This is a genomic window from Microbacterium sp. 4-7, assembly GCF_014332665.1.
Classification (GTDB): Bacteria; Actinomycetota; Actinomycetes; order Actinomycetales; family Microbacteriaceae; genus Microbacterium.
This window is the reverse complement of the sequence record NZ_MCRH01000001.1, coordinates 393,868-407,654: the sequence shown is the minus strand read 5'-3', so window position 1 is coordinate 407,654 and position 13,787 is coordinate 393,868. Positions and strand designations below refer to the sequence as shown.

The 13,787-nt window shown below is 68.7% G+C and carries 16 protein-coding genes; 11 read left to right on the top strand and 5 right to left on the bottom strand.

The genetic code is table 11. The features are described from left to right. The first annotated feature begins 2 nt into the window (after positions 1–2). From BEP68_RS01875 to BEP68_RS01865, 3 genes are read left to right on the top strand one after another with little or no spacing between them, the layout of a single operon-like run. Entirely contained in the window at positions 3–1,193 is a 1,191-nt protein-coding gene (locus BEP68_RS01875) for a tyramine oxidase subunit B (protein WP_261987665.1), read from the top strand. After that, on the top strand, positions 1,190–2,401 hold the full coding sequence (solA, locus tag BEP68_RS01870; RefSeq protein ID WP_222839067.1) for an N-methyl-L-tryptophan oxidase: 1,212 nt from the start codon (positions 1,190–1,192) through the stop codon (positions 2,399–2,401). The genes BEP68_RS01875 and solA overlap by 4 nt, the downstream gene beginning before the upstream one ends. Before the next feature lie 17 nt (positions 2,402–2,418). Continuing rightward, on the top strand, positions 2,419–2,829 hold the full coding sequence (locus BEP68_RS01865) for a RidA family protein (protein ID WP_056276005.1): 411 nt from the start codon (positions 2,419–2,421) through the stop codon (positions 2,827–2,829). 52 nt (positions 2,830–2,881) lie between these two features. On the opposite strand, the gene BEP68_RS01860 is transcribed toward BEP68_RS01865, so the two are convergent. After that, positions 2,882–3,835 (bottom strand): helix-turn-helix transcriptional regulator, encoded by a 954-nt coding sequence (locus BEP68_RS01860; RefSeq protein ID WP_187249054.1) that lies wholly within the window; start codon positions 3,833–3,835, stop codon positions 2,882–2,884. A gap of 100 nt (positions 3,836–3,935) precedes the next feature. Here BEP68_RS01860 and BEP68_RS01855 point away from each other — a divergent pair, with 100 nt between their 5' ends. Continuing rightward, entirely contained in the window at positions 3,936–4,397 is a 462-nt protein-coding gene (locus BEP68_RS01855; protein ID WP_056276011.1) for a VOC family protein, read from the top strand. Positions 4,398–4,502: 105 nt separating this feature from the next. On the opposite strand, the gene BEP68_RS01850 is transcribed toward BEP68_RS01855, so the two are convergent. Continuing rightward, the gene (locus BEP68_RS01850) at positions 4,503–5,993 is read right to left on the bottom strand and encodes a serine/threonine-protein kinase (RefSeq protein ID WP_187249053.1); all 1,491 of its coding nucleotides are present in this window, start codon (positions 5,991–5,993) and stop codon (positions 4,503–4,505) included. Positions 5,994–6,210: 217 nt separating this feature from the next. Between BEP68_RS01850 and BEP68_RS01845 the strand changes: the two genes are divergently transcribed. From BEP68_RS01845 to BEP68_RS01835, 3 genes are all read left to right on the top strand, one after another. Beyond that, positions 6,211–6,438, top strand: a complete 228-nt coding sequence (locus BEP68_RS01845) for a DUF2188 domain-containing protein (protein WP_053098394.1) — start codon at positions 6,211–6,213, stop codon at positions 6,436–6,438. Between the two features lie 33 nt (positions 6,439–6,471). Next, positions 6,472–7,191, top strand: coding sequence for a 3-keto-5-aminohexanoate cleavage protein (locus tag BEP68_RS01840; RefSeq protein WP_187249052.1), 720 nt, complete (start codon positions 6,472–6,474; stop codon positions 7,189–7,191). A gap of 182 nt (positions 7,192–7,373) precedes the next feature. Next, on the top strand, positions 7,374–8,558 hold the full coding sequence (locus tag BEP68_RS01835; RefSeq protein WP_187249051.1) for a MalY/PatB family protein: 1,185 nt from the start codon (positions 7,374–7,376) through the stop codon (positions 8,556–8,558). A 144-nt stretch (positions 8,559–8,702) separates the two neighbouring features. Here BEP68_RS01835 and BEP68_RS01830 read toward each other — a convergent pair whose 3' ends face one another. Further along, a complete protein-coding gene (locus BEP68_RS01830; RefSeq protein ID WP_187249050.1) occupies positions 8,703–9,869 on the bottom strand; it encodes a MalY/PatB family protein in 1,167 nt (388 codons plus the stop codon). Between the two features lie 510 nt (positions 9,870–10,379). Between BEP68_RS01830 and gnd the strand changes: the two genes are divergently transcribed. From gnd to BEP68_RS01810, 4 genes are all read left to right on the top strand, one after another. Next, positions 10,380–11,441: a phosphogluconate dehydrogenase (NAD(+)-dependent, decarboxylating) gene (gene gnd / locus BEP68_RS01825; protein WP_056276027.1), complete on the top strand. Its 1,062-nt coding sequence runs from the start codon at positions 10,380–10,382 to the stop codon at positions 11,439–11,441. Positions 11,442–11,638: 197 nt separating this feature from the next. After that, positions 11,639–12,109, top strand: a complete 471-nt coding sequence (locus BEP68_RS01820; RefSeq protein WP_187249049.1) for a GNAT family N-acetyltransferase — start codon at positions 11,639–11,641, stop codon at positions 12,107–12,109. A gap of 47 nt (positions 12,110–12,156) precedes the next feature. After that, on the top strand, positions 12,157–12,321 hold the full coding sequence (locus BEP68_RS01815; protein ID WP_157534255.1) for a hypothetical protein: 165 nt from the start codon (positions 12,157–12,159) through the stop codon (positions 12,319–12,321). A gap of 3 nt (positions 12,322–12,324) precedes the next feature. Next, positions 12,325–12,855 carry a GNAT family N-acetyltransferase gene (locus BEP68_RS01810; protein ID WP_187249048.1) on the top strand — a complete coding sequence of 177 codons (531 nt, stop codon included), beginning with the start codon at positions 12,325–12,327 and terminating at the stop codon, positions 12,853–12,855. Between the two features lie 14 nt (positions 12,856–12,869). On the opposite strand, the gene BEP68_RS01805 is transcribed toward BEP68_RS01810, so the two are convergent. Together BEP68_RS01805 and BEP68_RS01800 are read right to left on the bottom strand one after the other, a co-directional pair. Next, complete coding sequence (locus tag BEP68_RS01805) at positions 12,870–13,253, bottom strand: VOC family protein (RefSeq protein WP_187249047.1); 384 nt, start codon at positions 13,251–13,253, stop codon at positions 12,870–12,872. An 85-nt stretch (positions 13,254–13,338) separates the two neighbouring features. Continuing rightward, positions 13,339–13,758: a hypothetical protein gene (locus BEP68_RS01800; protein ID WP_187249046.1), complete on the bottom strand. Its 420-nt coding sequence runs from the start codon at positions 13,756–13,758 to the stop codon at positions 13,339–13,341. Positions 13,759–13,787 lie beyond the last annotated feature (29 nt).

Below are 13,787 nucleotides of genomic sequence, written 5' to 3'. Positions count from 1 at the left end.
CCATGAGCGCGACCGACACACTCGCCCCCACCCCCTCGACGAGAAGGACCGTCATGCCCCTGCCCCACGTGGATTTCCTCTACCTCTCCGAAGCCGACATGATCGCGGCCGGAGTGACCGATATGCACCAGTGCGTCGACACCATGGAGGAGATGTTCGCACTGTTCGCCGCCGGCGACTACCGCATGACCGGTGAGAGCAACGACTCGCACGGCGCGATGATGACGTTCCCTGAGGCGTCGCCGTTCCCGAACATGCCGGTGCCCACTGAGGATCGACGGTTCATGGCGATGCCGGCGTACCTCGGCGGAGACTTCCAGACGACTGGCGTCAAGTGGTACGGATCCAACATCGCCAACCGCGAGAAGGGTCTGCCGCGGTCGATCCTCATGTTCACGCTCAACGACACCGACACCGGGGCGCCACTCGCGTTCATGTCGGCGAACCTGCTGTCGGCGTACCGGACCGGCGCCGTGCCGGGGGTCGGTGCGCGGCACTTCGCCCGCAAGGACTCGCGCGTCGCGGGGATCGCCGGGCCCGGCGTCATGGCACGTACGGTGCTCCTGGCCTTCATGGATGCGTGCCCGCTGATCGACACGCTGAAGATCAAGGGGCGAGGGGCGGAGAGCCTCGCGCGCTTCCAGGAGTGGGTGCGCGAGGAGTTCCCGACGATCACCACGATCGAGGTCGTCGACTCGATCGAAGACGTCGTCCGGGGCAGCGACCTGGTGAGCTTCTGCACCACGGGCACCGGTGCCGGCGGCTCGGAGAGCTACCCCACGATCCAGCGGGAGTGGATCACGCCGGGGGCGTTCTTCGCGATGCCGTCCCTGTGCAACACCGACGACTCGCTGCTGGGCAGCGACATCACGAAGGTCGTCGATGCGTACGGGTTGTACGAGACCTGGTACGAGGAGTTCCCGAAGCCGTCCTTCGAGTACATTCCGATGGTCGGGCAGAAGTGGATGGATCTCGTGAAGGCCGGGGAGCTCTCACGTGACGAGCTCGTCGACATCGGCGATGTCGTCTCCGGAAAGCGGCCCGGTCGGCAGAGCGACGACGAGATCGTCATCATGTCGGTCGGCGGGATGCCGGTGGAGGACGTCGCGTGGGGGACGAAGGTGTATCGCAACGCCCTTGAGCGCGGCATCGGCCAGAAGCTGAACCTGTGGACCGAGCCGGCTCTCGCATGAGTGCGGCAGAGGTGATCCGGACCGTCGACATCGCGGTGGTGGGTGCAGGCTCCATGGGATCGATGGCGCTGTGGCACCTCGCGAGATCGACGGGGATGTCCGTGCTGGGCATCGAGCAGTACGGACCGGCGCACGGCCACGCGGCATTCGCCGGCGAGTCGCGTCTGTTCCGTGCGGCGAACAAGGAGGGCGCGCTCTACACGGCCGCTGCTCTCGAGGCCAGGGCGCTGTGGACCGAGCTGGAGCGTGAAACCGGCCGCCAGCTGCTGCTGAAGACCGGCGTCCTCGCGATCGCGCCGGAGGGTCATCCATTCCTCGAGTCCACGCAGCGGTCGATCGTGGAGGGCGATCTGCCGCACCGGTTCCTCGATGCCGCAGAGCTCCGCCGGGAGTATCCGCAGTTCACCGTCGAGGACGGCGACATCGGGATCATGGACCTGCTGGGCGGCGGCTTGCGCTCGGAGCTGGCGGTGGCGACCGCGCAGCGGGCCGCGATCAGGCGCGGGGCGGAGATCCTGTACAACACTCCGGTGCTCGGCATCGATGAGCACGAGAGCGGTGTCGTGATCTCGACATCCGAGGGGATCGTTCACGCGCAGAAGGTGATCGTGACGACCGGTGCGTGGACGACGAGGATCGTGCCGGAGGTGCGCGATCTGGTGAGCGCCATCGCCATACCGCTCACGTGGTTCATGCCGGAGGACATCAGCCAGTTCACCCCGGACCGCTTCCCATGCTGGATGCGGGACCTGGACGGCGACCATGCCTTCGGCGTCCCCACACTCGACGGCTACTCGGTCAAGATCGCCCCCACGACCCGCATCGACACGATCGAGGACCCCGACACAGATCCCCGCGATCTGTCGCGTGAGCAACTGCGGAGATGCACGGCGATCGCCACCCGGATGTTCCCCGGCATCCTGCCCGAGGTGGTCCGGTCGTCCATCCACCCGGAGTCGGCGACGGCCGATCATGTTCCGATCCTCGACGTCTCCGAGTCGGGCCGGACCATCATCGGAGCCGGGTTCTCCGGCAACGGCTTCAAGTTCTCGCCCGCCTACGGGCGAGTGTTGGCGCAACTCGCCGAGAGCGGGTCGAGCGCGCTGCAGCACCCCCTGTTCACGCTCGGTCACCACCGGCGCCGTGCTCAGGCGCGCGCCGACGATCTTGTCCTCGCAGACGACTATCCGGTCCTCCAGGGCCACTGACACGAAAGACGGAACCGTTGATTATCACCAGCGTGAAGAGCGGCAGCAAGTTCGAGACCCTCGCAAGCTATTCGCGGGCCGTCGCGATCGGCGACTGGATCTTCGTCTCGAACACCGCCGGCATCGATTACGAGACCAGGACCCTGCCGGACACGGCGGCAGAGCAGCTGCGTCTCGCGATCGCCACCGTCGCGCGGGCGCTCGCCGCCGTGGATTCATCGCTCTCCGATGTCGTCCGGATCCAGGTCTTCGTTCCGGATGCGTCTGATCAGGACGAGACGATCGAAGTGCTCGGCGAGGAGTTCCGCGGCATCGACCCGGCACTCACCATGACGCGCAGCCCGCTCGCGGGCGAGTACAAGGCCGAGATCGAGGTGACCGCGCACCGCGGGGCGGGGGCGGCGAGGCGCACGCAGATCGATCTGTGAGCACTCGGCAAGTCGGGGCGCGGGGTCTCGGATACGGTCAGGCCTGACCGGGTCAGCGGGCCTCGCCCGCGCCGGACAGGCGTCGCGAGAGGGCGGTCGCGGCGTTCGCCAGCGCGGGCGGTGCGACGACGCGGAACGGCGCGTCGAAGCGGGCGATCGACGCGAGGATGCCGACCCACGACCACGATCCGACGGTCACGCGGCACGAGCTGTCGTCGATCGGCTCGACGGTGCCGTCGAGGCCGATCCAGTGCGCGACCTCGCGGGCGGGCAGATCGAGCACGAGCTCTCCGATGCACGGCCAGCGGTCTGCGGCATCCGATCCCTTCGCCCGAGCTGCGAGGTAGGTCTGGGCGTCGGCGGCGGGCAGCTCGCGTGGCGTGAAAGCGGGGCCGGTCGGGATGCGCGGTGTCATCCGGTCGAGTCGGAAGGTGCGCCAGTCATCGGCCTCGAGGTCCCACGCGAGCAGGTACCAGCGGCCCTCCCGGGCGACAACTGCGTGTGGCTCGGTGCGCCGCGCCGGGCGGTCATGGTTCTCTCCGTAATCGAAGCGCAGCACGTGGTGGTCTCGCACCGCACCGCTGACGGCTTCGAGCACCGCCGGATCCACGCGCGTCTCGTTCTCGACCCCGGCGAAGCGGATGCCGTCGACCCGGTGCCGCAGGCGCGACGGCATCACCTGGCGCACGGTGGCCAGCGCACGAGCCGCGCCCTCGTCGATGTCGATCCCTGTGGCCGGCACGTTCTGCAGCGCGACGGCGATCGCGACGGCCTGCTCGTCGTCGAAGAGCAGCGGCGGCAGCTCGGAACCGGCGGCGAGGCGGTATCCGCCGTCGGGGCCCTTGATCGCGCTGATGCGGTAGCCGAGCTCGCGCAGTCGGTCGACGTCTCGTCGCACCGTGCGGGGTGTGACGTCGAGGCGGTCGGCGAGCACCTGCCCCGGCCAATCGCGAGCCGTCTGCAGCAGGGACAGCAGGGCGAGCATGCGAGAGGAGCTGCCGGTCATGACTCCATTGTGCTCTGAGTAGAGGACCGAAACTGACCTCTTCTGCTGTGAGTGTTGGTCACACCGGCATCCGCCGCCCACACAGATCCGAGGAGATCCCATGTCCATCGCGACCACCACCCACCTGAACTTCCGCGGCACCGCGCGCCAGGCGCTCGACTTCTACCAGTCCGTCTTCGGCGGCGAGGTCACGCGGGCGACCTACGCGGATTTCGGCATGCCGGCGGGAGTTCCCGGCGCCGACAAGATCGTGTTCGGCCAGGTCGAGAACGCCGACGGCTTCCGGCTGATGGCATACGACATCCCCGGCGCGGACGACGCTGACGCCACCGCGGGAACCACCTCGAGGGAGAACGGGACGACCGTCACCGACCGCACGTTCTTCCAGTCGCTGCGCGCCGATTCGCTCGACGAGCTCACCGGGTACTGGGACGCCCTCGCAGACGGCGCCTCGATCGTCGAGCCGTTGGCTGCATCGGCGTGGTCACCCGGATTCGGCATGCTGACCGACCGATTCGGCGTCACCTGGGTGCTCGACGTGCGCGCCGCCTACGCGGGCTGAGGCGGGCGCCGTTCAGGACTCAGGAAGATGTGCGCTCGATCGGGCCGAGACCGGGGGTCTCGGCGCGATCGGCCACGTTCTTCCGGAGTTACGGACGGGACGGTCCTAGCCCTTGTCCGGCTTGCCCTTGTCGCCCTTGCCGGAGTTCCCGGAGTTCCCGTTATTCCCGGAGTTGCCTGAGTTCCCAGAGTTGCCCGAGTTCCCGGAGTTCCCGTTGCTCCCCGGGTCCACGGGCTCTGTGACCACCTCGACGGGCGCTGCGGGGGTGTCGATGGGCGAAGTCTCCACCGGGGTCGATGCCGTGCGGGCGACGACGCCTGAGGCGGTGCGTCCCAGCTCGGATGCCGGTGGCGCACTGAACGCCGCGATGCCGGTGACGATCGCACCGGCGGCAAGAAGCCCGGCGGCGCCGGCGATCACGCGGGTGCGGGTGCGGGTGCGGGTGCCGGGGCGGGTGCGGTCGCGGGTCCGCAAGCGGGGTGCGGGATCCGTGACCTCGGTCGCAGGGATCACAGCGGTCGCTCCGGTCGGCGCGGAACCAGCGTCGAGGGCCGACGACTCCGCGTCGACGCTCGCGGATGAGGCGGCGGATGCGGGACGCGGCTGAATTCCCGCGCCCGCGTCTGGCGCGGCGGCGACGGCATCCGATTCCGTGCCCGTCACCCCCGGTGTCGCGTCGACCGCCGGCTCCGTGCCGGCCGATGCGACGATGGCCGCAGCCGCCGCGGCGACGGCGGTGCCGTTGCTGTTCGCGGCGTAGTCGCGCAGCAGAGCCCGGGCGGCGCGCGCCACCTCGACGGCGGTCGGGCGTTCCTCCGGCTCGAGGCGTGTCATGCGGGTGAGGAGGTCGCGCCACTCGTCGGGAACCGTGTCGGAGATGGTCGGCGGGTTGAGCAGGCGAGCGACCGCCGCCGCGCGTCCGGAAGCGAGGGAGGGGTAGCCGGGGTATCCGCTGAGCGCCTCGAGAGCGACGAGTCCGAGCGAGAAGATGTCGACCGGGGTTCCGGGGTCGGCGTCGCGCAGCTGCTCCGGCGCCATATAGGTGAGTGTGCCGAGTACGATCCCCGGCGTGGTGAGGCGGGTGTCCTCGATGGAGCAGGCGATGCCGAAGTCCGCAAGTTTCGCCGCGACCGGGCGGCCGGACCGGGCGTGCGCGAGCAGCACGTTCGACGGTTTGATGTCGCGATGCACGATGCCAGCCGCGTGCACGGCGGTGAGTCCCTCGGCGAGATCGCGGACGATGCGGGCCACGTCGCGCGGCGTCATCGGGCTTTCGGCCATACGCGCGCCGAGGGTGGGCCCGTCGACGAACTCCATCACCAGGTACTGCGGTCGACCGGGCACGAGCTGCGCGTCGTACAGCGTCACGAGCGACGGGTGGCTCAGCGAGGCGAGCAGCGCCTTCTCGGTATGCGCGCGCTCGATCGAGGCGACCGGACCGTCGCTCTCGTGGATCATCTTGATCGCGACGATGCGTCCGAGGTGGGTGTCCTCGGCGCGGTACACGGTCGCCATGCCGCCTCGTCCGACGCGGTCGTGCAGTACGTACCGTCCGTCGAGCAGTGCCGCCGTCGGCGACATCACTTCCAGCGTCATCACTTGCTCCTTGCAGATGCACCCGGGTCATGCATCGTTCGACATAACCACGGCTGACGGGAGTGCGTCATCGGGGTTGACGTATGGACGAAGAAGTGGATGCGGTCGATGATTCGCGTGCTCTCGCGCAGGGCGAGCGCGTGCGCGGAGGCTGTCAAGGCCCTCCTCGAGCGTCGGCGGCCTCGGGTAGAAAAGAGTCAGATCGAAAGGATGTGGCATGGCCGCAGGTGACATCGAGACGTTCCAGCGAGACGGGATCTGGTTCAACCGCATCGAGGGCGAATCCCGCACTCTGGGGTCCAGCTTCGAGACCGAGGCCGAGGCGGTTCGAGTCGGTCGGGGTGCCGCGACGGCACGTCAGGTCAAGCACACCGTGCGTGTCGAAGAGGGGCCGTCGGGCACGGGCAACCTCTACGACTGGCACCCGCGCGATCTCATGAACTGAGGGCCTGTGACCGGCAACGCCAGACACGGGCGGATGCTGTTGCAGGCGTGCCTCAACGGTGCGCGACCCGCAGCGCAGCATCCTGCCCTCACCGCCGACACGACCCTCGCCGGCGCCGACGCCGCGCGTGCCGTCGCGGCGGGTGCCCGCGAGATCCACGTGCACCCGAAGGATGCCGCGGGCGACGACAGCCTGCGTGCCGCCGATGTCGACCGGTGGGTGAGAGCACTGCGCTCGGCGTGCCCTGGTGTGCAGATCGGGGTGACGACCGGTGCATGGATCGAGCCCGATGTCGGGGAGCGCCTCGCGGCGATCCGCGAATGGAGCGTCGTGCCCGACTTCGCTTCGGTGAACTGGCACGAAGCCGGTGCTGACGAGGTCGCGGCGCTGCTCGTGAGCCGCGGCATCCGCGTGGAGGCGGGCATCTGGGATGCCACCGGACTCGATGCCTGGCAGCGCTCGCCCGTTCACGACGACACGCTGCGGGTGCTGGTCGAGCTGCCGGACGAGGCGGCGGATGTCGTGCGGCGGCACGCGGAGGGGCTGATCGCGCACGTGCGCCTCGACGACCCGGACATTCCGATCCTGCTGCACGGCGAGCAGCGGTCCGCCTGGCCGGCCTTCACCCTGGCGGTCGAGCTGGGCCTCGAGTCGCGCATCGGCCTCGAAGACACCCTGCAGCTGCCCGATGGACGGACGGCACCCGACAACGCGGCACTGGTGCGAGCGGCTGTGGCTTTCATCAACGCCTGAGTCGGGTTCCGGGGTCGGCTCGCCCTGCAGCCTCATCGTCACCCGCCGTCATGCGACTCGCGACCGATCCGCCGCTTCCTTAGGGTGGAAGCTCCCGCTGAGAAGGAGTACGCGTGTCCGAGATCCAGACCCGCCGCGCCGGTGCCGTTCGATGTCGGCTCGTGGGCTGAGGGACGTCTGCCATGACCGACCACCGCGCGCCCGCTGACCCGCATCCGTTCGACTCCCGCACGAGGCTCGACCTCGACCGGCCCGAAAGCCGCAAGTGGAGCCTGCACCCCGGCCACATCGGCGCGTGGGTGGCGGAGATGGACTTCGGCGTCGCGCCGGTGATCGCCGACGCCATGCATCGAGCGATCGACGAGGAGAACCTCGGATACCTGTCGCCGCCGCTCGCCGCCCGACTCGGCGACGCGACGTCCGAATGGATGCGCAGCGAATACGGATGGGCCGTCGATCCGGAACGCGTGCATCCGGTCTCCGACGTGATGGCGGCCTTGAGGGTTGCGGTCGAGGAGTACGCTCCCGCCGGATCGCCCGTGATCGTGCCGACTCCGGCATATATGCCGTTCCTGACATATCTGCCGACCGTCGGGCATCCGGTGATCGAGATCCCCGGTATCGACGTCGACGGACGCTGGCACCACGACCTGCAGCGCATCGACGAGGCATTCGCCGCCGGTGCCCGCACGCTCGTGCTCTGCAACCCGCACAACCCGACCGGCACCGTGGTGGACCGCTCCGAGCTCGAGGCGCTCGCCGAGATCGTCGAACGCCACGGCGGGCGGGTGTTCGCGGACGAGATCCACGCGCCGCTGCGCTTCGACGGGAGACCGTTCATCCCCTATGCGTCGGTGTCTGAGGCGACCGCCGCCCACACCGTCACCGGCACCAGCGCGTCGAAGGCGTGGAACATCCCCGGCCTCAAGACCGCGCAACTGATCACCTCGAACGACGCCGACCAGGAGCTGTACCGCCGCTTCGGGTTCTCGGTGCAGCACGGTGCCGCGACGCTCGGTGTCGTGGCGTCGACGGCGGCATATCGGGAGGGCAAGCCGTGGCTCGACGGCGTGCTCGGGTATCTCTCGGAGTCGCGCCGCCTTGTCGGCGACCTCATCGCGGAGCACCTGCCCGGCGCGGTGTATCGCGAGCCCGAGGCGACCTACATCGGATGGATCGACACGACGGCGCTCGAGATCCCCGGCCCGCCGGCCGCGTACTTCCGCGAGAACGCCGGCGTCGTGCTGACCGAGGGCGCGCTGCTCGGACGGGGATACGAGAACTTCGTGCGGATCGTGTTCGCGACACCTCGGCCGGTCCTGCGCGAGGCCTTCGCGGCGATGGGGGATGCCGTTCGCGCTCGGTAATGCGTCGTTCGTCGCACCGAGAGGGCGGATGCGTGGTCGGTTCCGCATCTCTCGTCGGATGCGTGGTCAAATACGCACCGGAAACGCTGAGTTCCGATGCGGAATTGACCCCGCATGCGCCGGGGCCAGCGGGCCGAATGCGGCTCAGCCCCGGTCGCGCAGCGCCGAGGCGATCCGTTCGACCGCCTCGACCAGCACCGGACGGGGCATCGCGAAGACGAAGCGCGTGTACCCGATCGCGGCCACACCGCATGCGGCGCCATCCGTCATCGCGACTCCGGCGTGCTCGCGGAACCACTCGCCGAGATCGCCCGTCAGCCCGGTCTCGCGGAAGTCGAGCAGGGCGATGTAGCTGCCCTCCGGCACGACCATCCGCACGCCGGGGAGCTTCTCGTCGACGAGCTGCGCCAGCGTCCGGCGGTTGCCGTCGAGGTAGTCGACCACGTCGTCGAGCCATTCGCGGCCGCCGGTGTAGGCGGCGATGTTCGCGATGACGCCGAGCGTCGATGTGCCGTGTCCGGCCCAGAATCCCAGGCTCTCCCAGAGTTCGGCGTCGGCGTCGTTCGAGAGGATGACCTGCGCGCACTTGAGGCCCGCGAGGTTCCACGCCTTCGAGGCGGAGGTCGCGGTGAGGGTGTGGGCTGCGGCGGCATCCGACACCGAGGCGTAGGGGATGTGCCGGGCCGGGGTGTAGACGACGGGCGCGTGGATCTCGTCGGCGAACACGCGTCCGCCGGCATCCGTCACGACCGACGCGATGGCGAGCAGATCGTCGCGGGTCGCGACGGTGCCGAGCGGATTGTGCGGGTTGCAGAGCACCAGCATCTCGCCGCCGTCGCGGAAGGCCTGGGCGACGGCATCCAGGTCCATGACCCAGCGTCCGTCGACCTCGATGCTCGGCACCTCGATGACCCGACGGTCGTGCATCGGCGGCACCAGCAGGAACGGCATGTACGCGGGGGTCGGCACGATCACGGCCGAACCCGGACTGGTGAAGTGCTCGATCGCCAGCTCGAACGCGGCGATCACATCGGGCACGTGGTGCACGCGCTCGGCGGGGATCTCCCACCCGTACGAGTCGGAGTACCAGCGCGCCGTGGCCGCCGAGAGGTCCTTCGCGAGCTTCTCGGGCAGGTACCCGGTCACGCCGAGGTCGAGGGCATCCTTCACCGCGCTGGTGATCGCGGGGGCGAGGCCGAAGTCCATCTCGGCGACGAACGCGCCGATCGTGTCGGGGAAGGCCGTCCATTTGACGCTGCCCGCAGCGCGCAGGTCGTCTTGCGTGATCTGGTCGAACGCGGGGGAAGTCATGTCTCAATCCTTCCACCCGTCGGCGACACCGGGCTCGCGCGGAGCTCCGGATGCCGGGAGCGGGCACCGTTTCGGGTGCACAACTGACCACGTACGGAGTCGAGCCGCGAGCGGGGTCACTTCGGCATCCGAAACCGCTGTTTCGGGTGCACAACTGACCCCGCATGGAGTCGTGCCGCGTGCGGGGTCACTTCGGCATCCGAAATCGCCGTTTCGGGTGCGCAACTGACCCCGCATGGAGTCGAGCCGGGAGCGGGGTCGTTTCGGCATCCGAAATCGCCGTTTCGGGTGCACAACTGACCCCGCCTGGAGTCGTGCCGCGTGCGGGGTCACTTCGGCATCCGAAATCGCCGTTTCGGGTGCACAACTGACCCCGCACGACCGCCCGCACCACCCCGCGCACCCCCCCCGCACGACCCCACGCCACCCCGCAACACCATTGAGCGTCATCAGTACCCGTGCCAGGATTGCCCCGACTCGGCTCACCGGGGCTGAGACGAAAGGATTCTCATGCAGCTGGCGATGATCGGACTCGGCCGGATGGGCGCCAACATCGTGCGCCGCCTCATGCGGGCGGGGCACGAATGCGTGGTCTATGACGTCAACACGGATGCCGTGCAGGCGCTGGTCGCCGAGGGAGCCACCGGTGCCGACAGCATGGCCGACCTGGCGTCGAAGCTCGAGGCGCCGCGCGCCGTGTGGATGATGGTGCCCGCCTCGCTCACGGGCATGGTGGCCGATCAGGCGGCGGAGGTGCTCGACGAGGGCGACATCCTGATCGACGGCGGCAACTCGAACTACCGCGACGACGTCCGTCGGGCGAAGGCTTTCCGCGAGCGCGGCATCCACTATGTCGATGTCGGCACGAGCGGTGGGGTGTTCGGACTCGACCGCGGATACTGCCTGATGGTCGGCGGACCCGACGAGGCCGTGCAGCGCATCGAGCCGGTGCTGCGCACGATCGCTCCGGGTGTCGGCGAGATCGAGCGCACGCCGGGCCGCACCGGAGACCTCACCCCCGAGGAGCAGGGCTACCTGCACTGCGGACCGTCGGGTGCGGGGCACTTCGTGAAGATGGTGCACAACGGCATCGAGTACGGCATCATGGCGTCGATCGCCGAGGGCCTCAACCTGCTGCACAACGCGGATGCCGGGGTGCGCGAGGCCGAGCACTCGGCGGAGATCGCTCCGCTGGAAGAGCCGGAGTTCTACCAGTTCCCCATCGACACGTCGAAGGTCGCAGAGCTCTGGCGCCGCGGGTCGGTGATCTCGTCGTGGCTGCTCGACCTGACCGCTGCCGCGCTCGCCGACAACCCGCAGCTCGACGGTCTGGCCGGCCGGGTCTCCGACTCGGGCGAAGGACGCTGGACGGTCAAGGCCGCCGTCGATGTCGGCGTGCCCGTGCCGGTGCTCGCGGCGTCGCTGTTCGAGCGCTTCGCCTCACGCGACGAAGACAAGTTCGCCAACCAGGTGCTGTCGGCGATGCGTCTGCAGTTCGGCGGGCACCAGGAGCTGCCCGCGGGAGACGTGCTCGAGGCCGGATCGCGCAAGGCGGATTCCGACAGCGCCTGACCGCGTTCTCGCGGATCGTCGAGCGGGGCCCACGGAGGTTGACGTTCACAACTCCGGAAGAAGCGGGTGCGTCCGCCGGCTCGACCCCGGAATCCCGGGGAACCGATGCGTCGGCCCACTCGCTCTTCCGGAGTTGTGAACCGGAGGAACCGCCGCATCCGCCAGAGACGAAGCCCTCGACCCCAGAAAGGCATCCGATGACCGCCGCCACACGTCAAGCCACCCCGCACGACGCCGCCCGTCTCGCCGAACTCCTGCACGCCTTCAACACGGAGTTCGACACCGAGACGCCGGGGGCCGAGGTGATCGCCGAGCGGTTGCGCACGCTGCTGGGCGGAACCTCCACTTTCGCGGTGCTCGGCGGTGATCCGGCGGTCGGTCTCGCGCTCGTGACCCTGCGTCCGAATGTGTGGTCGGAGGGGCCGGTCGCGTTGCTCGATGAGATGTACGTCGAGCCCGCGCACCGCGGTGGTGGTGTCGGCGGCGCGGTCCTCCGGCACATGGTCGAGATCTGCCGGGAACTCGGCGTCGCGGCGATCGAGATCAACGTCGATGAATCGGATGCCGCGGCGATGCGCTACTACGAACGGCACGGATTCAGTGGCGTCGACCCCGATTCCGGAGAGCGGGCGTTCTACTTCTACAGGTCGCTCGAGGTCGGCGCCTAGCTGCCGGGGCTCGAGGTGCCGCGCACCCCGGTGGCTATCCTGACGCCATGGATCCTTTCCTCACCATCGTCCTCTTCTACGTCGCCGGGTTCCTGATCGGCATCCTGATCCTGTGGCTCGTGATCTACACGGCCGTGCGGTCGGCCTTGACGTCGCATCGTCAGGCATTGGCGGAAGAGGGACGACCGGCGCAGCGCTACTCCGGGCGCTGACGAATGGTCTCTGTCACGACCCTCTCGGGGTCGGACGCGGCAGGGCTCGACGGCGAGATCCTCGAGGCCTGGGCTGAGGTCTTCGGCCCGGTGGAGGATGCCGATGACTGGCGAGTGTCCGTCTGGGATCGGCATCGGTCTCGCCCTGGCTTCCGTCTGGTCGTCGCCCGAGAGGACGACAGGTTGCAGGGGTTCGCGTGGGGATACACCGGCGAGCGCGGACAGTATTGGACTGACTTCATCGCGCGCGAGATCGGCCCGAGCATCGACGAATGGATCGGAGGTCACTTCGAGTTCGTCGAGCTCGCGGTGATGCCCCATGCACGCCGCCGCGGAGTCGGGCGGCGATTGCACGATGCGCTTCTGGCCGATCTGCCGCACGAGCGGGCGCTGCTGTCGACGTCGGCTCACGCGGATGACCCGGGGGCGCGGCTCTACTCGTCACGAGGCTGGGTCACCCTCGCGACCTACGGAGAGAACCGGCAAGTCATGGGACGTATGTCGGGTGGCGTCGAAGTAGTGGCTACGGGCTGACTTCAGGCGTTCCGTCACGCCGTCGGGCGCTCCCAGCCCACCCAGTCCGGCCGGTCCACGACGCAGAACCGGTTGCCCTCGGGGTCCTCCATGATCACGTAGTCCGCATCGTCTGGCAGGTTGTCCCAGTGCACCTCGCGAGCGCCGAGCTCGGTGAGGCGGTGCACCTCGGCATCCTGATCCTCGGCATAGATGTCGAGGTGGATGCGCGGCGGCAGCACCCGCTCGGAGTGGTGCGCGTCGAGGGCGATGCAGGGAGCGTCGGCATCGCGCGGCTTGAGCACGACCCAGTCATCGGATGCCGGGTCTCGCTCGACGTAGTCGAGGGCTGCCTGCCAGAAGCGGGACTGCGCCGGGAGGTCGTTCACGCGGATCACGATCGACACGATCTTCAACATGCCGGTCAGGTTAGGGCGACTGAAACGTGCTGAACAGGGGCTTGAATCGGATCACTGACGCAGTGGAGATCGCGGCGACGAGCAATCAGCCGTCCGTGCTCCCTGGCAAGCTGTCCACATACTTCTTCACCTCTTGAGCGATCGAATCGATGACTTCGCTCGTCTCGCTCGACGGCTGCTCTCGGTGTTCGACCTCGTTGAAGGAGTCCAGGAGGCGGAGGGTGAGGGCTTCCTTCGCACGTGGCCGGTCGATTCGTTCACTCAGCTCGAAGGCGAGGACGTCGAAGTCGCGCTCGCTGGATCGAGGCACTGTGGCACGCACTCGTCCGAGCTGCGGGTCGTCGCCCGTCAGATGCAGATGCGCCCGCAATTCCGGATCGAACCCCGTGCCACCTACGTGAACGATGTCTCCCGTGGTGGAGTCGAGCCAGACGTACAGCCACGACCCACTGGGGCGTACGCGACCGCCCCGAATGGAGATGACGCGAGGCTGGCTGGAGGGCATGCATTCACCATATTCGCGGTGGCCGCCTC